Annotated in this window: 21 protein-coding genes; 8 read left to right on the top strand and 13 right to left on the bottom strand. The window is 38.6% G+C overall.

Translation table 11 applies throughout. The annotated features are described in order from the left end of the window. Positions 1 to 104: 104 nt before the first annotated feature. The 7 genes from LB076_RS03675 to LB076_RS03705 all read right to left on the bottom strand — a co-directional run bounded on the left by LB076_RS03675 (position 105) and on the right by LB076_RS03705 (position 6,558). Positions 105 to 524 (bottom strand): SufE family protein, encoded by a 420-nt coding sequence (locus LB076_RS03675; protein WP_066333015.1) that lies wholly within the window; start codon positions 522 to 524, stop codon positions 105 to 107. Further along, positions 514 to 957, bottom strand: a complete 444-nt coding sequence (locus tag LB076_RS03680; RefSeq protein ID WP_066333017.1) for a hypothetical protein — start codon at positions 955 to 957, stop codon at positions 514 to 516. The genes LB076_RS03675 and LB076_RS03680 overlap by 11 nt, the downstream gene beginning before the upstream one ends. Before the next feature lie 11 nt (positions 958 to 968). Continuing rightward, the gene (locus LB076_RS03685) at positions 969 to 2,183 is read right to left on the bottom strand and encodes an aminotransferase class V-fold PLP-dependent enzyme (protein WP_066333020.1); all 1,215 of its coding nucleotides are present in this window, start codon (positions 2,181 to 2,183) and stop codon (positions 969 to 971) included. Positions 2,184 to 2,491: 308 nt separating this feature from the next. Beyond that, on the bottom strand, positions 2,492 to 3,808 hold the full coding sequence (sufD, locus tag LB076_RS03690) for a Fe-S cluster assembly protein SufD (RefSeq protein ID WP_066333023.1): 1,317 nt from the start codon (positions 3,806 to 3,808) through the stop codon (positions 2,492 to 2,494). Positions 3,809 to 3,892: 84 nt separating this feature from the next. Beyond that, positions 3,893 to 4,645, bottom strand: a complete 753-nt coding sequence (sufC, locus tag LB076_RS03695; protein WP_066333026.1) for a Fe-S cluster assembly ATPase SufC — start codon at positions 4,643 to 4,645, stop codon at positions 3,893 to 3,895. Positions 4,646 to 4,709: 64 nt separating this feature from the next. Next, positions 4,710 to 6,158, bottom strand: coding sequence for a Fe-S cluster assembly protein SufB (gene sufB, locus LB076_RS03700; RefSeq protein WP_066333390.1), 1,449 nt, complete (start codon positions 6,156 to 6,158; stop codon positions 4,710 to 4,712). A gap of 70 nt (positions 6,159 to 6,228) precedes the next feature. Further along, positions 6,229 to 6,558 (bottom strand): HesB/IscA family protein, encoded by a 330-nt coding sequence (locus LB076_RS03705; RefSeq protein WP_066333394.1) that lies wholly within the window; start codon positions 6,556 to 6,558, stop codon positions 6,229 to 6,231. Between the two features lie 244 nt (positions 6,559 to 6,802). Here LB076_RS03705 and LB076_RS03710 point away from each other — a divergent pair, with 244 nt between their 5' ends. The 3 genes from LB076_RS03710 (at position 6,803) to LB076_RS03720 (ending at position 11,308) form a co-directional block, all read left to right on the top strand. Next, complete coding sequence (locus LB076_RS03710) at positions 6,803 to 7,669, top strand: MBL fold metallo-hydrolase (protein WP_066333396.1); 867 nt, start codon at positions 6,803 to 6,805, stop codon at positions 7,667 to 7,669. Positions 7,670 to 7,739: 70 nt separating this feature from the next. Continuing rightward, positions 7,740 to 9,365, top strand: coding sequence for a S8 family peptidase (locus LB076_RS03715; protein WP_066333027.1), 1,626 nt, complete (start codon positions 7,740 to 7,742; stop codon positions 9,363 to 9,365). 65 nt (positions 9,366 to 9,430) lie between these two features. Then, positions 9,431 to 11,308, top strand: a complete 1,878-nt coding sequence (locus tag LB076_RS03720) for a M1 family metallopeptidase (protein WP_066333029.1) — start codon at positions 9,431 to 9,433, stop codon at positions 11,306 to 11,308. Between the two features lie 66 nt (positions 11,309 to 11,374). Here LB076_RS03720 and LB076_RS03725 read toward each other — a convergent pair whose 3' ends face one another. Then, positions 11,375 to 12,328, bottom strand: a complete 954-nt coding sequence (locus tag LB076_RS03725; protein WP_066333031.1) for an L-threonine 3-dehydrogenase — start codon at positions 12,326 to 12,328, stop codon at positions 11,375 to 11,377. A gap of 223 nt (positions 12,329 to 12,551) precedes the next feature. Between LB076_RS03725 and LB076_RS03730 the strand changes: the two genes are divergently transcribed. Both LB076_RS03730 and mfd read left to right on the top strand, forming a co-directional pair. Further along, entirely contained in the window at positions 12,552 to 13,154 is a 603-nt protein-coding gene (locus LB076_RS03730; RefSeq protein WP_066333033.1) for a hypothetical protein, read from the top strand. An 82-nt stretch (positions 13,155 to 13,236) separates the two neighbouring features. After that, the gene (gene mfd / locus LB076_RS03735) at positions 13,237 to 16,521 is read left to right on the top strand and encodes a transcription-repair coupling factor (protein ID WP_425598045.1); all 3,285 of its coding nucleotides are present in this window, start codon (positions 13,237 to 13,239) and stop codon (positions 16,519 to 16,521) included. 20 nt (positions 16,522 to 16,541) lie between these two features. On the opposite strand, the gene LB076_RS03740 is transcribed toward mfd, so the two are convergent. The 3 genes from LB076_RS03740 to LB076_RS03750 form a co-directional block, all read right to left on the bottom strand. Further along, the gene (locus LB076_RS03740) at positions 16,542 to 17,198 is read right to left on the bottom strand and encodes an aspartate kinase (RefSeq protein WP_066333038.1); all 657 of its coding nucleotides are present in this window, start codon (positions 17,196 to 17,198) and stop codon (positions 16,542 to 16,544) included. A gap of 117 nt (positions 17,199 to 17,315) precedes the next feature. Continuing rightward, entirely contained in the window at positions 17,316 to 17,705 is a 390-nt protein-coding gene (locus LB076_RS03745) for a YraN family protein (protein WP_066333040.1), read from the bottom strand. A gap of 17 nt (positions 17,706 to 17,722) precedes the next feature. Then, positions 17,723 to 18,619, bottom strand: a complete 897-nt coding sequence (locus LB076_RS03750) for a S66 peptidase family protein (RefSeq protein ID WP_066333398.1) — start codon at positions 18,617 to 18,619, stop codon at positions 17,723 to 17,725. Between the two features lie 274 nt (positions 18,620 to 18,893). Here LB076_RS03750 and LB076_RS03755 point away from each other — a divergent pair, with 274 nt between their 5' ends. The 3 genes from LB076_RS03755 (at position 18,894) to amaB (ending at position 22,372) form a co-directional block, all read left to right on the top strand. After that, positions 18,894 to 19,952, top strand: coding sequence for an endonuclease/exonuclease/phosphatase family protein (locus LB076_RS03755; protein ID WP_066333400.1), 1,059 nt, complete (start codon positions 18,894 to 18,896; stop codon positions 19,950 to 19,952). An 84-nt stretch (positions 19,953 to 20,036) separates the two neighbouring features. Further along, a complete protein-coding gene (locus LB076_RS03760; protein WP_066333042.1) occupies positions 20,037 to 20,576 on the top strand; it encodes a 3-hydroxyanthranilate 3,4-dioxygenase in 540 nt (179 codons plus the stop codon). Between the two features lie 242 nt (positions 20,577 to 20,818). Next, positions 20,819 to 22,372 (top strand): L-piperidine-6-carboxylate dehydrogenase, encoded by a 1,554-nt coding sequence (gene amaB / locus LB076_RS03765; RefSeq protein ID WP_066333046.1) that lies wholly within the window; start codon positions 20,819 to 20,821, stop codon positions 22,370 to 22,372. Positions 22,373 to 22,457: 85 nt separating this feature from the next. Here the strand turns inward: amaB and LB076_RS03770 are convergent, their stop codons facing one another. Next, positions 22,458 to 22,985 carry a DUF6646 family protein gene (locus LB076_RS03770; RefSeq protein ID WP_066333049.1) on the bottom strand — a complete coding sequence of 176 codons (528 nt, stop codon included), beginning with the start codon at positions 22,983 to 22,985 and terminating at the stop codon, positions 22,458 to 22,460. Positions 22,986 to 23,029: 44 nt separating this feature from the next. Further along, the gene (locus LB076_RS03775; protein WP_066333052.1) at positions 23,030 to 23,755 is read right to left on the bottom strand and encodes a metallophosphoesterase; all 726 of its coding nucleotides are present in this window, start codon (positions 23,753 to 23,755) and stop codon (positions 23,030 to 23,032) included. Positions 23,756 to 23,793: the final 38 nt, after the last annotated feature.

Consider the following 23,793-nt stretch of genomic DNA (forward strand, 5'->3'; position numbering starts at 1 on the left):
ATTCTATAAAGTGGATAAATCGGGTTGTAGTACAATTTGAGCCCTACTATTTTTATACCAAAAATACTCCAAAAAAGCCAAATGCTATGGCTTTTGGAGTGTCTTTATTGTTTGGCACTAAAGGCCAATGCATACATTTTTATATTTTTGATCATAGAGACCAATCCGTTAGCCCGTGTAGCAGAGAGGTGTTCTTTAAGCCCTATTTGATCTATAAAATCCAGGTCTGCAGCCAGAATATCGCTGGCTTTTTGATTGGAGAATACTCGGATTAAGATTGCTATAATTCCTTTGGTAAGTATTGCATCACTATCTGCTGTAAAGACTATAGTGTCGTTATTTTGTTCTCCTTGTAGCCAAACCTTGGACTGGCATCCTTGGATTAAATTTTGATCTGTTTTGGATTCGTCTTTAATCAATGGAAGGTTTTTTCCTAAATCAATGATGTATTCGTAGCGTTGCATCCAGTCGTCAAACATAGAAAATTCGGCTACTATCTCTTCTTGTATGTCTTTAATATTCATTGTTTTGTTTTGCAAATGTATTTATTTTAGTAACAATTCTTTTGATTTCTAATGGAGGAAATCCGTGGTCAAAACTAGCCGATTCATACGTTTTTCCTTGGTATATAATCTTTAGGTTGGCTATGGCTGCTCCGTCAAAAAAGCGTTTTTCTGTGGGCGATTTTAGGTCTTTTAGTTCTTCTAAATCTACTTCCTGAAAAAGAGTAATAAGCATTTTCCAATCCGTATCCGTGATAGCAACTGCTTTTATTTTTTCTTTTTGATTTCTGTCTCGGCTAACAGTAACGGTTTGTTTTTGGATTGTTATTTTTTGGTAAAAGCCTCTTGTGTTGGCCACATATTCAATCATGGCAGTGTTGATGTCTTGGTTTTCAGTGTTTTCGCAACTTTTTCCAAGAAATAAGGTCAAGAACAGGGTCAAAAATAGTTTCATAGGGTAGGTTTTTAGGAGAGCATCATTTGTGCTTTTTTTAAGGCTTCTACCAAACGGTCAATCTCTTGGGTGGTGTTATAAAAAGAAAAGGAAGCGCGGATGGTGCCCGGAATATTGAAATGATTCATAATTGGTTGTGCACAGTGGTGTCCGGTTCTTACCGCGATCCCTAATTTGTCAATAATACTCCCAATATCGTAAGGATGAATGCCATCTATGGTAAACGATATTACGGATGTTTTTATTGCAGCGGTGCCGATTATTTTTAGCCCCTCAATTTCTAACAAACGCTTGGTTCCGTAGTTTAATAAAGCTAACTCTTGTTCCTGGATTGTATCAAAACCAATGCTGTTTAGGTAATCAATAGCAGTTCCTAATACAATACCACCCGCAATATTGGGTGTTCCTGCTTCAAATTTATGCGGCAGTTCTGCGTAGGTTGTTTTTTCAAAAGTAACTTCTTTAATCATTTCGCCTCCTCCTTGGTATGGAGGTAGTTTGTTTAACCACGCTTCTTTGCCATACAAAATCCCTACACCAGTAGGACCACACATTTTGTGTCCCGAAAACACATAAAAGTCACAGTCCAACTCTTGCATGTTAGGTTTAATATGAGGCACCGCTTGTGCGCCATCTATTAAAATAGCAGCACCTACTTGGTGTGCTTTGTCAATCATATATTGGATAGGATTAACAGTCCCTAAGGCATTAGAGATATGGTTTACGGCAACAATTTTGGTTTTGTCGGACAACAATTGGTCATATTCTGCCATGAGTAACTCCCCTTGGTCATTCATCGGAATCACTTTTAGAGTAGCACCCGTTTTCTCACATAGCATTTGCCATGGAACAATATTGCTGTGGTGTTCTAATGCCGAGACAAGCACTTCATCGCCTGCTTTTAGTATAGAGGCAAATCCATTGGCTACTAAGTTAATACCAAAGGTAGTTCCGGAGGTAAAAAGCACTTCGTGCAAAAATTGGGCATTAATATGATCTTGTACTTTGGCACGAGATATCTCGTAAGCATCTGTAGCTAATTGGCTAAGTGTGTGCACACCGCGATGGATGTTGGCGTTGATTTCTTGATAATATTTTGAGATAGCATCAATAACAACTTGTGGTTTTTGAGAGGTAGCTCCGTTATCAAAATATACTAATGGTTTGCCATTTACTTCTTGAGAAAGTATCGGAAAATCGGCTCTTATTTTTAGAATGTCTATCATAATTATTTAGAAATAGTCTACGTACAAAAGTACTAAAAACTAAATTGTTTTTGCTAGGATTTAGGGATTTTAGGGTCTTTATTTTCAGGTAACTATTTCTGTAGAGTGGTAATCTTCGAATCTTTTTAAGTGCAAACCGCCATAGCATCGTGGGTTATTTTGTCAGTTTGGCTCCAAGGCAACTTGTTTTTGCAAAAGCGGGGTGTATGTAAAGCCAAAAGTAGGGAGCAAGAGTTTTTAAATTAAAAAATAAAACCCGACAAACGCTAAGAGTCTGTCGGGTTTTTAATTGTTATTTTGGAAATGGGTTACAAATCAAATCCCATTTTTACACCTAATTTAGTTGCTATAATTTTGGTGATGCGTTGTTTTAATTCGGGTATCTTGATACTCTCAATTACCGCATTAGAAAAGGCATACATCAATAACGCTTTGGCTTCTTTTTGAGGGATTCCGCGTTGTTGCATATAAAACATTGCCGTTTCGTCTAATTGTCCAATGGTACAACCATGCGAACATTTTACATCGTCTGCAAAAATTTCTAATTGTGGCTTGGCGTTTATGGTTGCTTTGTCGCTCAATAAAATGTTGTTGCTTTTTTGAAAAGCATTGGTTTTTTGGGCTTCTTTTTCTACAAATATTTTTCCGTTAAAAACACCCGTTGCACGATCAGAGAATATTCCTTTATAATCTTGGTGGCTCTCACAATTTGGTGTTGCGTGTTGTACTAAGGTATAGTGGTCTACGTGTTGTTTTTGGCCAATAATGGTTATTCCGTTTAGGTAACTAACAATTCTTTCGCCAAAATGGTAGAAGTTTAGGTTGTTCCGTGTTAGGTTACCACCAAAACTAAAGGTGTTTATAGCAACACTACTTTCTTGTTGTTGTGAGGCGTAGGTGTTGTCAATTAAATTAGCGGTGAGGTTGTCATTTTGAATTTTATAAAAATCAACTATAGCACGTTTTTCGGCAAAAATCTCTGTTACAGAGTTGGTGAGCACGGGATTTTCGTTTAGACTCTGGTGTCGTTCAATGATTTGAACCTGTGCATTTTCTCCTACAATAATTAAATTACGGGGTTGTACCAACAAAGCGGCTTCGTTCCCAGTGGAGAAATACATGATTTCTATGGGTTTGTCTGGCACTTTGTTTTTTGGAATATTGATATACGCTCCTTCATTTGCAAAAGCCGTATTTAGGGAGGTTAGGCTTTCTTCTTTATTGGCAATTTTATTAAAATAAGTTGCTACAATATCTTTGTATTTAGGTTTGTTTAATACAGAGGTCATCAAACATACATCTATCCCTTCGTGGGTTGTAGCAGATAAGTGGGAGCTAAAAATCCCGTCAATAAAAACCACTTTGTAGCTGTCTATTTCATGCAAAAAATATTTTTTTACATCACTATATTGTACCGTATTTTCTTGTTTTGGAAATACGGTAAAGTCATTTTTTAAGACTGCATTAAGCGAAGTATATTTCCAGGCTTCTTGTTTTTTACTAGGAAAACCTTTGTTTTCAAAATTCTGTAATGCTGCGGTACGTACATCATGAAGTTCTGAGTGCACATCAATGCGCTCCTCAAAAGCCATAAAAGACGATACTAATTTTTCTTTTAATTCCATTTTATTATAGTTTGTTTAAAGTTTAAGGTTTAAAAGTTTAAAGTTATCTGGTAGTAACTTTGAACTTTAAACTTCAAACAAAAATTAGACTTCCTGCTCTTGTTTAATCCAGTCGTATCCTTTTTCTTCTAGCTCGTGTGCTAGTTCTTTTCCGCCGGATTTTACAATTTTACCATTGTATAATACGTGCACAAAATCCGGAACGATGTAATCTAACAAACGTTGGTAGTGGGTGATTACTACTATGGCGTTTTTGTCGCTTTTTAATTTGTTTACTCCGTTGGCAACAATTCGTAAGGCGTCAATATCTAGTCCAGAATCGGTTTCGTCAAGGATGGCTATTTTTGGTTCTAGCATGGCCATTTGAAAAATCTCATTACGTTTTTTTTCTCCACCTGAGAATCCTTCGTTAAGAGAACGCGATAAAAACTTGCGATCAATTTCTAATAATTCGGATTTCTCACGAATTAGTTTTAGCATTTCGTTAGCGGGCATTTCGTCTTGACCATTTGCTTTACGGGTTTCGTTGATTGCGGTTCTCATAAAGTTGGTAACCGAAACTCCTGGAATTTCTACCGGATATTGGAACGAAAGAAAAACGCCTTTGTGTGCTCTTTCTTCTGGAGCTAATTCGGCAAGGTCTTGTCCTTCTAAGCTAATTTCACCTTTGGTTACTTCGTAGTTTTCGTTTCCAGCAATGATAGAGGCTAGGGTGCTTTTTCCGGCACCGTTTGGTCCCATTATGGCATGAATTTCGCCTGCTTTTACTTCCAGATTAATTCCTTTTAATATTTCTTTGTCGCCTATTGAAGCGTGTAAATTTTTTATGCTTAACATTAGATTTTATTTTAAACCATTAAGGTATTAAGATTCGTTTAGTTTTGTAGCTGTAGTCGGATTTCTAACCTACACTTCCTTCTAGGCTTATTTCCAGTAATTTTTGAGCTTCTACCGCAAACTCCATGGGTAGTTTGTTTAGAACGTCTTTACTAAAACCATTTACGATCAAAGCAATGGCTTTTTCGGTTGGGATTCCACGTTGGTTGCAATAGAAAACTTGGTCTTCACCAATTTTACTGGTGGTGGCTTCGTGTTCAATCTTGGCGGTTGGGTTTTTACTTTCGATATAAGGGAAAGTATGTGCGCCACAATTGTTACCCATTAATAAAGAGTCGCATTGCGAAAAATTACGGGCATTATCGGCACGCGGGCTTATTTGCACCAAACCTCTGTAGCTGTTTTGAGATTTACCCGCTGAGATTCCTTTAGAAATAATGGTCGATTTAGTGTTTTTACCTAAATGGATCATTTTGGTTCCAGTATCTGCTTGTTGGTAATTATTTGTTACAGCAATGGAGTAAAATTCTCCTACTGAATTGTCTCCTTTTAAGATACAAGAAGGGTATTTCCAGGTCACTGCAGAGCCAGTTTCTACTTGAGTCCAAGAGATTTTGGCATTGGTTTCGCAGATGCCTCTTTTGGTAACAAAATTATAAACCCCACCTTTTCCTTCTTTGTTTCCTGGGAACCAGTTTTGAACCGTGGAGTATTTTATTTCGGCGTCATCCAGAGCAATTAACTCTACAACTGCAGCGTGTAATTGGTTTTCGTCCCGACTTGGTGCTGTACATCCTTCGAGATAACTTACATAACTTCCGGCATCTGCAACTAGTAATGTTCTTTCAAACTGTCCAGTTCCGGCTTGATTGATACGGAAGTAAGTAGAAAGTTCCATTGGGCAACGCACACCTTTAGGGATATAACAAAAAGACCCATCCGAGAACACTGCCGAGTTTAATGCGGCATAAAAGTTGTCTTTTTGAGGTACTACGGTTCCGAGGTATTTACGGACTAATTCTGGATGCTCTTTGATAGCCTCAGAAATACTCATAAATATAATTCCTTTTTCGCCTAATGTTTTCTTGAATGTGGTTGCCACCGAAACCGAGTCCACAACAATATCCATGGCTACATTATTCATCATTTTTTGCTCATCAACAGAGATGCCTAATTTTTTGTACATCTCTAAAAGCTCCGGATCTACATCGTCTAATGTTTTATTAGGGTCCACTGCTTTTGGTGCAGAATAGTAAGAGATGGCTTGAAAATCGGGTTTTTCATAATGTACATTGGCCCATTCGGGCTCTACCATTTCTTGCCAAGCACGAAAAGCTTCAATACGCCAATCGGTCATCCATTGGGGTTCTTCTTTTCTAAGCGAGATGGCCCGAACAATATCTTCGTTCAAACCAATCGGAAAGGTGTCTGATTCTAGATCCGTATAAAATCCGTACTCGTATTCTTTGTTTTCCAGTTCGATTTTTAAATCGTCTTCGGTGTATTTGCTCATGTTTTTTTGTCTTAAATTTTTAAAGTCGGTATCGTAATGTGTTGCCAAGTTTTGGACGCAAGACTTTGGACTATAAAGAGAAACTCTCTCCGCAACCACAGGTTCTGTTGGCATTGGGGTTATTAAATACAAATCCTTTACCATTTAAACCTCCAGAGAATTCTAGTATGGTTCCGGCTAGATATAAAAAGGATTTTTTTTCTACGGCAATAGTGATGTCATTGTCTATAAATATTTTATCGTCTTCGTCTTTTTTGTTATCAAATTTTAGATCATAAGACAAGCCCGAGCAGCCGCCGCTTTTTACACCAACTCGTACATAATCTGTTGCAGCATCAAAGCCATCGTCTTTCATTAAGTCGATAATTTTCTTTTTGGCAGTATCAGAAACTTTTATCATGTTTATGTTGTTTATAACTAGCATAGTAGCCTTTGTGTGCCAATGTAAGGATTTTGGGATCCAGATGGTTACGTTAGCAAGATACCACGCTATGTTGATTTTGTCTAAATTAACCGCAAAGATACTATATAAAAATCTTTTTACATACTACTTGCCATTTTTATAACCAATGTATAAATAGAAAAAACCTATTTAAGTCCAGAATTGTTTAACTTTGTTAGGTATGGAACAAAAAACCCAAAAAATGAAATTATATCCTATAGAAACTGGTAATTTTAAATTAGACGGAGGTGCTATGTTTGGCGTGGTGCCAAAAACTATCTGGAACAGAACCAATCCTGCCGATAGCAACAATCTAATAGACATTGCTGCCAGATGTTTGCTTATAGAAGACGGCCACAGACTAATTTTGATAGATACCGGAATGGGCAACAAACAGTCCGAAAAGTTTTTTGGGTACTATTCGCTTTGGGGTTCGCACTCCTTAGACCAATCCTTGGCTAAATATGGTTTTCACCGTAACGATATTACAGATGTTTTTATGACCCACTTGCATTTTGATCACTGTGGTGGTAGCGTGCAATGGAACAAAGATAAAACAGGATACGAACCCGCTTTTAAAAATGCTAGATTTTGGTCTAATGAAAGTCATTGGGAATGGGCAACAAAACCCAACCCAAGAGAGAAAGCTTCTTTTTTGTCCGAAAATATTCTGCCCATGCAAGAAAGCGGGCAACTCCATTTTATCCAAAAACCAACGGGAGATTTTTTAGAAAAATCCGAGTTGGGTTTTGGGGTTTTATTTGCAGATGGCCATACCGAAAAACAAATGATTCCGCACATTCAATACCAAGACAAAACCATTGTTTTTTGTGCCGATCTATTGCCAACAGCCGGACATATTCCGGTTCCGTACGTCATGGGATACGATACCAGACCCTTGTTGACCATGCCAGAGAAAACTAAATTTTTGGCCGCCGCTGCCGCAAAAGGGTATTATTTGTTTCTGGAACACGATGCGCACAACCAAATAATTACCGTGCAAGAAACCGAAAAAGGAGTGCGTTTAAAGGATGTTTTTAGCTCTAACGAAATCTTAACATCCTGTTAATGGTTTTTTTATTGCAACAAAATAAATTATTTTAGACCCATAATTTCAAACAAAATAAAATTTTTAATAAATGAATACCATCAAACCTATTTGTATTTCTGCTTTTGCCATGCTGGTTCTTGCAGGATGTGGCGCTCAAAAGCAAGTTTCTAATTGGAACGCTATTACGGCCATAAGTGCCCCTTTAAATGTAAAAAAAACAACCCCTCTAAAAGAATCGGAGTTAAAACGATGGAGTCATTTAGACCTTGTGAAAGACACCATACCGGGGATGAGCGTAGATAGAGCCTATGCCGAATTGTTAAAAGACAAAAAAGGAGTTCCGGTTATTGTTGCAGTGGTAGATTCGGGCGCAGACATAGAGCATGAAGACCTAAAACAAGTAATCTGGACCAATACTAAAGAAATCCCTGCCAACGGCATTGATGATGACAATAATGGCTATATTGATGATATACACGGATGGAACTTTTTGGGAGAAAGCACCAAAGAAAATCTAGAATACGAGCGCATCATCAAAGACAAAACCCTTGTAGACGAAGCCACCTATTTGGAAGCCAAAAAAATATACGATCAAAAAATTGCCGAAGCCAACCAAAACAAAGCAAGATTAGAGCAAATGTTGTTAGCAACTAGCAATGCAGACCAAACCATTGTTGGAGCACTAAACAAGCCAACGTATACTCTAGAAGAGCTTACTGCTTTAGAGTCTAATGAAGCAAAGGTTTTAGAAAGCAAAACAATCATGCAAAAAATGCTTTCTTACGGAATGGCCGTGCCAGAATTAAAACAAGCAATCCAAGGAGATATAGACGCAATGACAGCCTTGCTCACTGGAGCAACTTTAAAACAAAACTACCGAAAAGTAGTAGGAGATAACCCACAAGATATTACGGACCTAACCTATGGCAATAACAATGTAATGGGGCCAAACAAAGAAGACACCCTTCATGGAACCCATGTTTCGGGGATTATTGCACAAGTAAGACACAACCAAATTGGTGGTGATGGAGTGGCTAACAATGTTCAGATTTTGACCGTGCGAGCTGTTCCTGATGGAGACGAGTACGATAAAGACATTGCCCTAGGAATTAGATATGCTGTGGATAATGGAGCAAAAGTAATCAATGGTAGCTTCGGAAAAAGTTTTTCTCCAAACAAACAATGGGTTTATGATGCAATTAAATATGCCCAAGAGAAAGACGTATTGTTGGTTCATGCAGCTGGTAACGACGCCAAGGATATTGATGTTTTTGATAATTTTCCGAATGATTCGGATGACAAAAAAACAGAATTTGCAGACAATATGATTACCATTGGAGCCTTAAATTTTGAATACGGAGACCAAGTAGTAGCACGTTTTTCGAACATCGGAAAAATAAACGTAGACGTATATGCTCCAGGAGTAAAAGTGTATGCAACAACCCCTAATAATACCTATAAATATTTGCAAGGAACCTCTATGGCTTCTCCAAATGCAGCAGGAGTAGCGGCACTTATTCGTTCGTACTACCCTAGTTTGACAGCATCGCAAGTAAAACATATTTTGATGGATTCTGGAGTAGCAATAACTACAGAAGTGGTTGTTGGCGGCAACCCAAGAGACCGACGTCCTTTTACAGAGTTATCCCAATCTGGTAAAATAGTCAATGCCTATAATGCTATTTTGATGGCAGAGAAAATGACCAAAAAATAATTCCTTATGCAAGGTAACCTAATGGAAGAGCAGTCTGCTCTTCCATTTTTTATTTATATAAAAAGATGAAAAAAATTCTCTTAATTTGCTTGTTCAGCTGTAGTGCTGCAACCGTATTGGCACAAAATACAAAATATTGGCAACAACACGTAGCCTATAAAATGGACGTTTCTATGGACGTTTCTAAGTACCAATATAAAGGAACACAAGAATTAGTGTATACCAATAACTCCAACGATACCCTCCAAAAAGTCTACTACCATTTGTTTAACAACGCATTCCAACCCGGAAGCGAGATGGATGCCAGGTTGCACAGCATTAAAGACCCAGATGCCAGAATGGTTCATAACGTCAAATTAGAAGGCAAAACGGTTAAGGTTAGTCGTATAGAGAGTTTAAAACCCGACGAAATTGGGTATTTAAAAATCACTAATTTTAAACAAGATGGCGTTGCAGCTAGTACCAAAACAACTGGAACTATTCTGGAGGTAGTTCTGGCACAACCAATACTACCCAATAGCCAAACCACATTTACACTTGATTTTGACGGACAAGTTCCGGTACAAATCCGCCGTTCCGGACGTAATAACTCCGAGAACGTGGCCTTATCCATGGCACAATGGTATCCCAAATTAGCAGAGTTTGATTTTGAAGGCTGGCATACAGATCCCTATATAGCTAGAGAGTTTCATGGCGTTTGGGGAGATTTTGATGTTACCATTCGTATAGATTCAGCCTATACCTTAGGAGGTTCCGGATACTTACAAAACCCAAATCAAATAGGTCATGGTTACCAAGATGAAGGAGTGGTTGTAAAAATGCCTAAAAAATCCAAAACCCTAGCATGGCATTTTATAGCTCCAATGGTGCATGATTTTACCTGGGCAGCAGACAAAGACTACATTCATGATGTAGTAAAAGGCCCTAATGATGTTGCTTTACATTTTTTATACAAAAACAATCCTAGCACAACAGCAAACTGGAAAAAATTAGAACCCATGATGGTCAAAGTGATGGATTTTTATAACAAAAACATTGGTCCCTATCCGTACCAACAATACTCATTTATACAAGGTGGAGATGGAGGAATGGAATATGCTATGTGCACCTTAATGTTAGGAAACGGAACCCTCGAGGGACTCTACGGAATGGCAACCCACGAGTTGGGGCACTCTTGGTTTCAGCATATTTTGGCTTCCAACGAGTCCAAACACCCTTGGATGGACGAAGGATTTACTACCTATGTTGAAGATTTGGTTACTAATGCCTTGTCTGACCAAAAAGTAGCCAATCCTTTTGCAGGAAATTATAAAGCCTATTATTATTTAGTAAACTCCGGAAATGAGCAGCCGCAATCTACCCACGGAGATCGGTATGACCAAAACAGATCCTATAGCATTTCTTCGTATGTCAAAGGATGTTTATTTTTGTCTCAATTGGGATATGTTATTGGTTCCGAAAAATTGGATCAAACCATCCAGAGATACTACCATGATTTTAAATTCAAACACCCCACACCCAATGACATCAAGAGAACTGCAGAACGGGTATCTGGAGCAAATTTAGATTGGTATTTAACAGATTGGACCACCACAACCAATACTATTGATTATGGCATTCAGGCAGTAACCGCCAACCAAGAGCAAACCAGGGTGCGTTTAGAAAGAATAGGCCGAATGCCCATGCCTATAGATCTAACGGTAGAGTATGCAGATGGAACCAAAGAGAGTTTTTATATCCCTTTGCGCATGATGCATTTTGAGAAAGCAAATCCAAATCCAAGCCTAAAAAGAACCGTTTTGCAGGATTGGACTTGGGCGGCATCTAACTATGATTTTACAATTGCTGCTCCCAAAAATTCAATTAAAAAAATCACCATTGATCCAAGCGGCTTAATGGCAGATGTAAAACAAGATAACAACGTGTATATCTTGGAGCAATAATTAAATATAGAATACCAATAAATACCAAAAAAGTCTAGTTTTTACGCTAGACTTTTTTTGTTGCTTTTATTTTTGTAATTTTTTTAAATTATCAAGCATAACTTTGGTCATGGTTTCGAGATCAAAGTCGTGTTTCCATCCCCAATCTGCTCTGGCATTGCTATCATCAATACTCGAAGGCCAGCTATCGGCAATTTTTTGACGAAAGTCGGGCTTATAAGTAATGGTAAATTCTGGAATGTGTTTCTGGATGGCAGCCGCAATATCCTTTGGAGCAAAACTCATGGCGGCTAAGTTGTAAGACGAGTGTATCTTGAGGTCCTCTGGAGCTGCTTGCATAATTTTTATGGTTGCAGCAATAGCATCGTCCATATACATCATAGGCATTTTTGTTTCCGAAGAAATAAAGCTCTCATAAGTTTTGTCAGACAAAGCTTTATGGAATATGTCTACAGCATAATCCGTAGTTCCGCCGCCAGGAGCAGAGGACCAACTTATTAAACCTGGATAGCGAATGCTGCGCACATCCACGCCAAAGATATTATGGTAGTATTCACACCATCTCTCGCCGGCTTGTTTGCTAATTCCGTAAACCGTAGAGGGCTCCATGATGGTATATTGTTGGGTGTTTTCTTTGGGTGTTGTAGGGCCAAAAACAGCAATGCTTGAGGGCCAGAATATTTTTTTTATTTTTCCAGCTTTAGCTAAATTCAACACATGAAATAACGAATTCATATTCAAATCCCAAGCAAACGCAGGGTTTTTTTCCGCAGTTCCTGAAAGCAAAGCAGCCATCAAATATACATCCGTAATTTCATGAACCTCTACCAAATGTTCTATTTGATTAAAATCTAAGGCATTAATTACTTCAAATGGGCCAGAATTAACCACATCAATGTTTAATTTACGAATATCCGAGGCAATTACATTTTCGGTTCCGTATACCTCTCTAAGAGAATGAGTCAGCTCGGTTCCAATTTGTCCACAAGCTCCAATAATTAATACTTTTGTACGCGTCATAGCTAGAATTTAAGCCACAAAGATAAGAAATTTGCCAATAAGGCATTTAGAGAGACTAACGGTTTGTGACTACCTAAAGCAAAGTAGGACAATAGCGATTTAATTGGTATTATTTTGGCAGTATAGTTATCAAAATCACAGCAAACAGAAATGATTTGTAATTTGAAAATTCAAATCTGTATTTATAAATTACTTTGTAACTTTGTGGTTCAATGCCATATTTATGAAATCGAACACAATTGCTGTTTTTTTAGTTCTTCTATTGTTTGTTTCCTGTAAAGAGGAAAATTCAAAAAAAAATGTAGCTACTACAAAAGAGCTAAAAAAGAAAGAACTCCTTTTATCTACCATAAGTAATGCCTGGGATTTTTATGACACTCCCATCAACCAAACAGCAGAGCAAAGTGTGGTCACTTGGACCGAATTGCGCAATTTGTTACAAGAGTTGCATTTAAAACCCAAGGGAACCATTAGCGCTTTTCAGCAAAAAGCCACCGCAATTGCCACCGCAGCTACCGCCCTAAGCCAGAACATCCCGCAATGCTACAACCAACCAGAGATTAAAAGTAGGATTGGCACTTTGATTACAAAAATTAAATTATTGGATTTATACCTGCATCTGGATGCCATTGCCCAAGACAAAGTAGTCCAAATAATTCCAGAAATAAATAAAGAACTAGCCTCTTTGCAAAGACAAATGGATAAAATTGTGGTAAAAAGCAACATTCCAACAGAACAAGGAGAGTCGGAACTAAAACAAATGAAGGATGCCTCACGAGCCATCTCCAACCAACCAACAGACCAAAATTTACCACGAGTTGACTAAAACAGTTTTATACACCACCTACGATAAGGCGCCCACAACACAACAAATTGCGGCCCATTTAAATCAAAACGCTTCCACAAAGATGCATCTTAACGGCTTGTTAGGATCTGCAACTTCCTTTGTGATACGGTCTCTATTCCAGAAAACCGAAAGCCCATTTTTACTGATCTTAAACAACAAAGAAGAAGCAGCCTATTATCTAAACGATTTGGAGCAAATGGTTGGAGAGAAAGACGTTTTGTTTTATCCTGCCTCTTTCCGTATGCCCTACCAACTAGAAGACACCGATAATGCCAATGTTTTATTGCGTGCTGAGGTATTGAACCGCATTAACTCGCGCCAAAAACCAGCCCTAATTGTTAGCTATCCAGAGGCATTGTTTGAAAAAGTAGTAACCCGTAAAGATTTAGACAAAAACACCCTAAAGGTAGCCGTTGGAGATAAAATATCGATAGACTTTATTAATGAAGTTTTATTTGAGTACGAATTTAAAAGAGTCGATTTTATCACAGAACCGGGAGAATTTTCGGTACGTGGAGGAATTGTAGATGTGTTTTCTTTTTCTAATGATAACCCCTATAGAATCGAGTTTTTTGGCAATGAGGTAGACAGCATTCGGAGTTTTGATGTAGGTACGCAATTGTCTATCGAAATCCAGAAAAAAATCACCATTATCCCTAATGTCGAAAATAAAATATTTCAAGAAAACAGAGAAAGCTTCTTGGACTATATATCCCAGAAAACGGTACTTTTTATTCAAAATACCGAAGATTTATTGGTACAATTAGACCAGCAATTTGCCAAAGCCGAAACTGCTTTTGAAAAACTATCCAAAGACATTAAACACGCCACGCCCGAACAACTATTTTTAAACCAAGCTAGTTTTATACAAAAAGCAGTTGGATTTTCGGTGGTAGAATTTGGTTCCAAAGCTATTTTTAAAACCACCAAAACGGTTGCATACCATATAAAACCACAACCCTCGTTCAACAAACAATTTGATTTGTTGTTAAATAATCTGAATGAAAATCATTTTAACGGCTACAAAAACTACCTCTTTTGTTCCAATGATGCCCAAGCCAAGCGGTTTCATGATATTTTTGAAACCTTAGACGAGGCCAATTCCGAAAACATCCGAAAACAGTACACCACCATTGTGCTGCCCATTTACCAAGGTTTTATAGACCAAGAAAACCAAATTGCCTGCTATACAGACCATCAGATTTTTGAGCGTTACCATAAGTTTAGCATCAAGAACGGCTATTCCAAAAAACAAAACATCAGCCTGAAAGAGTTGACCACCCTGTCTGTTGGAGATTATGTAACCCATATTGACCACGGAATTGGGCGTTTTGGAGGCCTACAAAAAATTGACGTAGAGGGCAAAACCCAAGAAACCATCAAGTTAGTTTACGCAGATAACGATATTGTGTACGTAAGCATCCACTCGTTGCACAAAATTTCAAAATATACCGGCAAAGACGGCACGCCACCCAAGATTTACAAAGTAGGTTCTAATGCTTGGAAAACGCTAAAGCAAAAAACCAAAGCGCGCGTCAAAAATATTGCCTTTAATCTGATCCAGCTTTACGCCAAAAGAAGACTAGACAAAGGATTTCAATTTGCGCCAGATAGTTATCTACAAAATGAATTAGAAAGCTCGTTTATCTATGAAGATACCCCAGATCAAACCAAATCCACTCAAGAGGTCAAAGCAGATATGGAGAGTGACAGACCAATGGATAGACTGGTTTGTGGAGATGTAGGTTTTGGAAAAACAGAAGTAGCCATTCGGGCCGCTTTTAAAGCCGTAGACAACAGCAAGCAAGTAGCCGTTTTGGTGCCAACCACCATTTTAGCCTACCAACATTATAGAACCTTTACCGAACGATTAAAAGACATGCCAGTCTCAATTGGGTATTTAAACCGTTTTAGAACTGCCAAACAAAAAGCCGAAACACTTAAATTATTAGCCGAAGGAAAGCTAGACATTGTTATTGGTACCCATCAATTGGTCAATAAAAACGTGGTCTTTAAAGATTTAGGTTTACTAATTGTAGATGAAGAACAAAAATTTGGCGTCAACGTCAAAGACAAGCTAAAAACCATAGCCGCCAATGTAGATACCTTGACCCTAACGGCAACACCCATCCCAAGAACCCTCCAGTTCTCCTTAATGGCAGCACGAGATTTATCCGTAATTACAACCCCTCCACCCAATAGGTATCCCATTGAGACCAATGTGGTAGGATTTAGCGAAGAAACCATTCGGGATGCAATTGCTTATGAAATACAGCGTAACGGACAAGTTTTTTTTATCAACAACCGTATTGAAAACATCAAGGAAGTAGCCGGAATGATTCAGCGCTTAGTGCCCAATGCCAGAGTAGGGATTGGTCATGGCCAAATGGAAGGTAAAAAACTAGAAGAGTTAATGCTGGCTTTCATGAATGGAGAATTTGACGTATTGGTAGCCACCACGATTATTGAGAGCGGATTGGATGTTCCAAACGCCAACACCATTTTTATAAACAATGCCAACAATTTTGGACTTTCTGATTTGCATCAAATGCGAGGTAGAGTAGGCCGAAGCAACAAAAAAGCGTTCTGTTATTTTATATGTCCACCCTATTCAGCCATGACCGAAGATGCCCGCAAACGGATTCAGGCCTTAGAACAATTTAGCGAATTAGGAAGCGGTTTTAATATTGCCATGAAAGATTTGGAAATCCGAGGAGCGGGAGATTTACTAGGCGGCGAACAATCTGGTTTTATTAACGAAATAGGTTTTGATACCTATCAAAAAATCATGAACGAAGCCATTGATGAGTTAAAAGAAAACGAATTCAAGGCATTATATCCTACAGAAAATAATATCGAAACCAAGGAGTATGTAAAAGACCTTCAGATGGATACCGATTTTGAGTTGTTGTTTTCCGACGAATACATCAACAACATCAGCGAGCGTCTTAACTTATACAATGAGCTAGGAACCATCAAAAATGAAGAAGATTTACAAATTTTTCAGAAAAAACTAATAGACCGTTTTGGTCCCATGCCGCCCCGAGCCATTGCATTGATGAACAGCATTCGGATCAAATGGATTGCCAGTAGCCTTGGGATAGAAAAACTCGTAATGAAACAAGGCAAGATGATTGGATATTTTGTTTCGGACCAACAATCCGATTACTACCAATCCAATCGGTTTATGGCAGTAATGCAATTTGTACAAAAACAAAGCGCCATTTGCAAAATAAAAGAAAAAGTTACTCCAAACGGCTTGCGTTTATTACTGACTTTTGATAATGTAAAATCCACCCGAAGGGCTTTAGAATTGATACAAATGGTAGCAGAAATTAAGGAGTAACTGTTTTGGTGCAGTAGGGGTTAGTTCTTCAAATCCTTTATCACTTTAAAGGCCACATCAACCTGCTCCTCACTTACCAAAATAGTAAATTCATTAGAGGTAGAAATCACTTCATTGATGATAATCCCTTCCCAGGCCAAACGCTGAAAAATAAAATAATAAATCCCAGGAACCGCAATATTTTCTTTGGGTAATTTTACGGTAATGGAGGCAAGATTTTCGAGTTTTTGAATTAGTTTTTCGTTTACAAAATGCTTGTCAATTAATTTATCCACACTATTGCTGATAACAATATTAATTTCGTTTACCCCACGCGATGAGGTATAAAAAACATCTGGAAGTAGGTTGATATCGGATATTAATTCGGCTTGTTTGTGCAAAACACTCTCCGAAACCGCAAACGTATAATCCGTCAAGGCAGAGCGCACCGTAATTTCGCCAATGTTTTTTATAACCTTGTTAATTTTATGGTTTAATTTAAAATCCAGTTCTTCTGTTAAGCGTTTTAATGCCATTACAATTGCCCCTTGCTTGACTTCTTTACCAAATTCACTTTCTAATTCGGACATAATGTTTCTAGACAACGATGTCAGGTTGATTATCCCAAGAGATAAAGCATTCAATAAAAAAGGCTTGGTTTTGATGTAGTTTTCTACAATGGATGAAACGGTTTTCATGATAAATACGCTGTTTTATGCAAGTCCAAGATTTTTGAAAGGACTTAATTGTTTTAAAAATCGGTACAAATATAAATAAAAAACATTTTGTTACAAATATAACAATGATAAAAAACATTAAAAATGATAAAAAGCATCCATAAGGTGCTCGATCCCAAAAGATTTTGCATGCTCTGGGTCTGTGGAGGCCTTATTTGCAGTAGCATTTATGGCAATAATATCAAACCGAACCTCCGTGTCTAGATTTTTGATCGCAACATAGGCATTTACCGCTTTTACCAATAACTGTATTTTTTTGGGGTTTACAAAGTCTTGAGGCAATCCAAATGCAACAGAAGAACGGGTCTTTACTTCCACAATGGCCAGAACGGCTTCTTTTCTGGCAATAATGTCAATTTCGGCTTTTTGAAAAGTCCAGTTGGTATCCAGAATTTCGTATCCTTGTTTCTCTAAATAAGCAACGGCCATTTCTTCACCTAATTTTCCGAGATCGTTGTGTGCAGCCATGGGTTTTTTTTATCCGATTATTCAAAAAGTAGCGTGCTGGTTTGGTCTGTTACAGTAATGGTCACGGTACTCCCTAAAATTAGTGCGCGGTTATCTCGGAGGTGCCCTGCCGGAAAATGATACATAATCGGAATAGCATATTCTTGGGTGTGCTCTTCAATAATTGCTTCGGCATTTTTGCCCCAAGGAATGGTATTGTCTCTCATTTTGGTCATAGAACCAACCACAATTCCTTTAAGGTTGTCTAAGCATCCATTGCGTTTCAAATTCATCATCATCCGATCTATGTGGTATAAATACTCATCCAAATCTTCTAAAAACAAAATTTTGTCTTTGCAATTAATTGCAGACTCCGAGCCCAATAGACTATACAGTATGGATAAATTACCCCCTACAATCTGGCCTGTGGCACTACCGATTTTGTTTTTTGACTCCGAAACAATATGGTATGCTAATTTATGTCCAAATAAAGACAAGCGCAAACTCTCTATTGCCTGCGGGCTTGCACTTGGAACCGTTACAGGCATTACGGCATGTATGGATTTAAAACCCAGAGTATGCAAATGGTTGTGCAAAACAGTGATGTCACTAAAGCCAACAATCCATTTTGGATTTTTTTGAAACCCACTAAAATCTAGTAAATCCAACATCCGTACGGTACCATACCCTCCTTTTACACACCAAATGGCTTTTATATTTGGGTTGTCTAATTGCTGCTGAAAATCTGCAGCCCTTTCGGTATCGGTACCAGCTAGTTGGTGGTTGTCTAAACGGATGCTTTGGCCTATAACGACCTCTAGACCCCAGCTTTCTAACAAATCTATGGCTGGTTTTAAATTAGCATCCAGACTTTTTCTGGCAGTAGCAACTAGGGCTACGGTATCTCCTTTTTGTAAACTAGGTGGTGTTATCATAAATTGCTTCGCTTGGCTAGAAAATGAGTGTAAAATAAAAAATAAAAATACAAATTTAGAACTTTCAAAGTTACTTTTTAAAGAGGAAAATAGTTGGTAGAACATGGCTTTAGTGTCAAACAATAAATAATTTACGGGCGTCGTAACAACCAGACGCAAACAAAGATAGCACTTAGCTCCCAAAAGCCCTAACCAGCCAAAGAACAATCTGAAAATAAAAATGCTTTAATTCAAACTATAGTTGTAAATTAGTGCTCACTCTTAAAGAATGGATATGAGGTTGTTAGGTATTTTAAGTATGTATATTGCGCTTATTTATGGTTCTGTAATTTATGGGCAGCCCAAACACTATGCAATCCATACCGTAGCATTTTACAATCTAGAAAACCTATTTGATACCATTGCGAATCCTGCCACCAACGATCAGGAGTGGACTCCAGAAGGAAAAAAACATTGGAACTCCCAAAAATACCGTCAAAAACTTGCAAACCTAAGCAGCGTTATTCTAGACATAGGCTCCTTAGAAAACAAAAATGCACCCACACTCCTTGGCTGCTGCGAAATTGAAAACAGAACCGTACTCGAAGATTTGATCCATCAACCCCTATTGCAGCACCTAGATTATGGCATTATCCATTTTGACTCTCCAGACAAACGCGGTATAGACGTAGCGCTAATGTACCAAAAAAAATTTTTCAGACCCACTAGTTACGCCAATATACCGTTGTATATTTACAAAAACCAACCCAAAACAGACCCCATCTCACCCAAGAGAGTTTTTACCAGAGACCAACTCTTAATCAGTGGCTTTCTAGAAGACGAACCCATCCATATTATAGTCAACCACTGGCCCTCCCGCTCCGGAGGCCAAAAAAGATCCAGTCCCTACCGAGAAGCTGCTGGCCGCCTAAACCGCAAAATAATAGACTCCTTGCAACACCTAAACCCCCACGCCAAAATAATAACCCTAGGAGATCTAAATGACGGCCCCACAAACCAAAGCATCAAGAAAGGCGTAGGCGCAAGCGGCAACAAACAACACACAGCAGCCCAAGGCATCTACAACCCCTTCGAGAACATGGCCAAACGCGGCTTAGGCACCATAGCCTATAGAGATTCCTGGGATATATTTGATCAAATAATGCTTTCAGAACCGTTTATAAATCAAAATTATTCCGGCTACCAATACTGGAAAGCAGGCATTTACAACAAACCCTTTTTGGTACAACAAACCGGCAAATACAAAGGCTACCCCAAAAGAAACTCCGCTGGCCAAGTAGGCTACAGCGATCACTTTCCAGTCTACCTCTACCTAATCAAACAAATACACTAAGCCACCCATTATTTGCCAGACAACCAACCAAACAACAGTTACTTTTTTTAGTATCTTAGCAGTTAGAAACCCAAAACAATAACAATGGCAATCCCAAAACCCTTTAACCTCACCCAGTGGATAGAACAAAATAGAGCCTTACTAAAACCACCCGTAGGCAACAAAAACCTATACCGAGAATCCGGAGACTACATAGTCATGATTGTTGCAGGCCCCAATGCTCGCAAAGACTACCATTACAACCAAACCGAAGAATTATTCTACCAATTAGAAGGCACCATAAAAGTACTAATTCAAGAAGATGGCCAGCGCAAAGAAATGGAACTTCAGCCCGGAGACATGTACCTACATCCCGCCAAAATACCACATTCGCCCGTACGATCCGAAGGCTCCATAGGCCTAGTAATAGAGCGCAAACGCCAAGGACAAGGACTCCAAGACGGACTATTATGGCACTGTGACCACTGCAATCACAAATTATACGAAGTCTATTTTGAGCTCCAAGACATCGAAAAAGATTTTCTACCCCATTTTGAACACTTTTATAACTCCGAAACCCTTAGAACCTGTGCCAAATGCGGCACCATCATGGAAACCGATCCCAGATTTACCTCCAAAAAATAAGCCCAATTAGCAGCAATTTCCCGTCATTCGCTCTATCTTTTGCGGCTTAAAGAAAGCCCCAAAAGGATGCCGCTACTACCGGGGCTAGACCACAACACAAACCAAGCAAAGCCCCACAAACCAAAGCCATTAAAGCGCATTTCAAAGCAGCCAAAACTAATTTTAAGCACAGATTTTTGTATTCTATGGCATTAAACAATATCTTTATAAAATAATATAACAATTATAAACAAAAAGTTACAATGATAACAATAGCAGAGCAATTTAAAATGAAAGAAGCCCTAGCCCAACTAGGCATAAAAGAAATTAATGCAGGAACCTCCACTGGACTAAACCATTTTTCTAGCGGAACCATTCTAGAGAGTCACTCCCCAGTAGATGGCCAATTGATAGCCAAAGTAACCACCACCACCGCCGCAGACTACGCCAAGGTGATGGATTCTGCCACGGCAGCATTCCAAACATTTAGAACCATGCCAGCGCCACAACGTGGAGAAATTGTACGTCAGTTTGGCGAAAAATTACGCAAAAATAAAGAAGCATTAGGAAAACTAGTTTCCTACGAAATGGGTAAATCCCTACAAGAAGGATACGGCGAAGTACAAGAAATGATAGACATCTGTGATTTTGCCGTAGGGCTATCTCGTCAATTACATGGTTTGACCATGCACTCCGAGCGTCCAGGACACCGTATGTATGAACAATACCACCCAATGGGAGTTGTCGGAATCATTTCGGCATTCAATTTTCCGGTAGCCGTATGGGCTTGGAACACCGCCTTGGCTTGGATCTGTGGCGATGTTTGCGTTTGGAAACCATCCGAAAAAACCCCACTATGCGGAATTGCTTGCCAAAACATAATTGCAGAAGTAATTAAAGAAAACAACCTTCCAGAAGGAATTTCGTGTCTAATAAATGGAGACTACAAAGTAGGCGAAATGATGACAAACGACCCTAGAGTACCCCTAATATCTGCCACAGGATCTACACGCATGGGTAAAATTGTAGCCCAAACCGTAGCCGGACGTTTAGGAAAATCCTTGCTAGAATTAGGAGGGAACAATGCCATCATTGTAACGCCAGATGCAGACATAAAAATGACCGTAATAGGAGCAGTTTTTGGAGCAGTAGGAACCGCAGGACAAAGATGTACCTCAACCCGTAGATTGATTATCCACGAGAGCATTTATGACAAAGTAAAAGAAGCTGTAGTTTCGGCCTATGGTCAGTTGCGCATTGGTAACCCATTAGACGAAAACAACCACGTAGGTCCCGTTATAGATACGCATGCCGTAGAGATGTACAACAATGCCCTAACACAAGTAGTTGCCCAAGGAGGAAAATTATTAGTAGAAGGAGGCGTACTTAGTGGCCAAGGATACGAGAGCGGTTGCTATGTAAAACCCGCTATTGCCGAAGCAGACAATGCCTTTGAAATTGTACAACACGAGACGTTTGCACCCGTATTGTATTTACTAAAATACTCTGGAGATGTGACGGATGCCCTAGCAATCCAAAACGGAGTAGCACAAGGGTTATCCTCAGCAATTATGACTAATAACTTGAGAGAAGCAGAGCTTTTCTTGTCTGTTGTAGGATCCGATTGTGGTATTGCCAATGTAAATATTGGTACTTCTGGAGCAGAAATTGGTGGCGCTTTTGGTGGCGAAAAAGAAACCGGTGGCGGTAGAGAATCTGGATCAGATGCTTGGAAAGTCTATATGAGACGCCAAACAAACACCATCAACTACACCACAAGCTTACCGCTAGCACAAGGAATAAAGTTTGATTTGTAATCCAAAATAAGCATACCAAAAAAGGCAATTTGAAATTTTCAAATTGCCTTTTTTTATGTTTGTAAATAGCCTAGAGAATTCTTTATTATAGATTAAAAGAGGCTCCAATACTAAATGTAAATTGATTGTTTAGATGATCAAAGAGTTTGTTTTTAGTACCATATTTAGCAATTGGAAACCCAAGTTCTGTAAAGACTCCAAACCCATCACTAAAAAAGTAACGACTTCCAAGATGTCCTCCAAAATTTTTCAAACCTAAACTTAATCCTGGATAGATGTCTAATCTGTCGTCTATATTGATTGCGCTACTTAAATTAGCATTAATTCTGAATTTAGCATCAAATCGATCTTTAAAAGCAGGTTTTTCGGTTTTAAATTCCGTAGGGAGTACACTAGTAGGTACAGAAATTTCTTGCACATCTAATAAATAACTACCCACAAATCCGTAAGAAAAATTTTCTCCAATACCAAAATCAGCAGAGGCCTGAATTCCAGAACCCCCTTTTTGAAGGTTTGCTCCAATATTAATTTTAGAATCTCCAGCTCCTTCAAAAGCTTGAGCATGAATAAGACCTGCGCTACAAAGTAATACTAAAGTAATGATTTTTTTCATAATTGTTTTTTTAAAAAATAAGCACAAAATTAGCTTTTTATATTTTAATTTCTCCCTTTTTCGTCAAAATAGAGTTGGTGTAAAGGTTCGCTTTGCCAAAATTCTTTAGTGTCAATATCCATAATAGTTAGCGGTCCTTGGAATGCTGCCCCAGTATCCATATTCCAAACGCAGGCTCTTTGGACTGGCTGGGTTTTGCCAATTCGGGTTACGGGAGTGTGTCCAATATACACTTCGGTGTAGAGTGTTAATCGTTTTGGGTATAAAATATCGTTTGGCTTAATGTGGGTGTCTAGTGCTAAGGCGGTTTCCCATAGGGTTCTGTCCCAATAAAATAGTTTAGGAAAAAACTCATAACTCACCCCATTCATATTAGTAAAACCAGCATGAACAAACAGACGATTTTTAGAATCTAAATGGTAATCTTTTAACGAAAGTAAAAAATCTATATGTAGTTGTTTGGTGGCTTTGTCTACTTGTTGGTATGCCGTAACAGTGGCTTCGCCACCATGTTTGTACCACAAGAGGTTGTCTTTGTTGTCTTTTAACCAATGCAAAAGCAACTCGTCATGGTTGCCTCGTATAAATACGCAATGGTTGGTGGTATTTAATTGTATTAAATAATCCAGAACTTGTGGCGATTGGCTCCAGCCATCTACATAATCTCCCAGAAAAATTAAGCGGTCTTTTGGAGTAACTTTGGCTCTTTGGATAATTTGATGTAGGGCACGCAAGCCTCCGTGTATGTCTCCTATAACTAATGTTCTCATTTGGTGTATGGTCAATCAAAATTATAAAAACAGCAAGT

The organism is Flavobacterium crassostreae (assembly GCF_001831475.1).
Classification (GTDB): Bacteria; Bacteroidota; Bacteroidia; order Flavobacteriales; family Flavobacteriaceae; genus Flavobacterium; species Flavobacterium crassostreae.

Bases quoted from the DNA above. Each gene is read 5' to 3' on its own strand.
- LB076_RS03675 (WP_066333015.1), bottom strand. From the start codon at position 524: ATGAATATTAAAGACATACAAGAAGAGATAGTAGCCGAATTTTCTATG.
- LB076_RS03680 (WP_066333017.1), bottom strand. From the start codon at position 957: ATGAAACTATTTTTGACCCTGTTCTTGACCTTATTTCTTGGAAAAAGT.
- LB076_RS03685 (WP_066333020.1), bottom strand. From the start codon at position 2,183: ATGATAGACATTCTAAAAATAAGAGCCGATTTTCCGATACTTTCTCAA.
- sufD (WP_066333023.1), bottom strand. From the start codon at position 3,808: ATGGAATTAAAAGAAAAATTAGTATCGTCTTTTATGGCTTTTGAGGAG.
- sufC (WP_066333026.1), bottom strand. From the start codon at position 4,645: ATGTTAAGCATAAAAAATTTACACGCTTCAATAGGCGACAAAGAAATA.
- sufB (WP_066333390.1), bottom strand. From the start codon at position 6,158: ATGAGCAAATACACCGAAGACGATTTAAAAATCGAACTGGAAAACAAA.
- LB076_RS03705 (WP_066333394.1), bottom strand. From the start codon at position 6,558: ATGATAAAAGTTTCTGATACTGCCAAAAAGAAAATTATCGACTTAATG.
- LB076_RS03710 (WP_066333396.1), top strand. From the start codon at position 6,803: ATGAAATTATATCCTATAGAAACTGGTAATTTTAAATTAGACGGAGGT.
- LB076_RS03715 (WP_066333027.1), top strand. From the start codon at position 7,740: ATGAATACCATCAAACCTATTTGTATTTCTGCTTTTGCCATGCTGGTT.
- LB076_RS03720 (WP_066333029.1), top strand. From the start codon at position 9,431: ATGAAAAAAATTCTCTTAATTTGCTTGTTCAGCTGTAGTGCTGCAACC.
- LB076_RS03725 (WP_066333031.1), bottom strand. From the start codon at position 12,328: ATGACGCGTACAAAAGTATTAATTATTGGAGCTTGTGGACAAATTGGA.
- LB076_RS03730 (WP_066333033.1), top strand. From the start codon at position 12,552: ATGAAATCGAACACAATTGCTGTTTTTTTAGTTCTTCTATTGTTTGTT.
- mfd (WP_425598045.1), top strand. From the start codon at position 13,237: ATGCATCTTAACGGCTTGTTAGGATCTGCAACTTCCTTTGTGATACGG.
- LB076_RS03740 (WP_066333038.1), bottom strand. From the start codon at position 17,198: ATGAAAACCGTTTCATCCATTGTAGAAAACTACATCAAAACCAAGCCT.
- LB076_RS03745 (WP_066333040.1), bottom strand. From the start codon at position 17,705: ATGGCTGCACACAACGATCTCGGAAAATTAGGTGAAGAAATGGCCGTT.
- LB076_RS03750 (WP_066333398.1), bottom strand. From the start codon at position 18,619: ATGATAACACCACCTAGTTTACAAAAAGGAGATACCGTAGCCCTAGTT.
- LB076_RS03755 (WP_066333400.1), top strand. From the start codon at position 18,894: ATGAGGTTGTTAGGTATTTTAAGTATGTATATTGCGCTTATTTATGGT.
- LB076_RS03760 (WP_066333042.1), top strand. From the start codon at position 20,037: ATGGCAATCCCAAAACCCTTTAACCTCACCCAGTGGATAGAACAAAAT.
- amaB (WP_066333046.1), top strand. From the start codon at position 20,819: ATGATAACAATAGCAGAGCAATTTAAAATGAAAGAAGCCCTAGCCCAA.
- LB076_RS03770 (WP_066333049.1), bottom strand. From the start codon at position 22,985: ATGAAAAAAATCATTACTTTAGTATTACTTTGTAGCGCAGGTCTTATT.
- LB076_RS03775 (WP_066333052.1), bottom strand. From the start codon at position 23,755: ATGAGAACATTAGTTATAGGAGACATACACGGAGGCTTGCGTGCCCTA.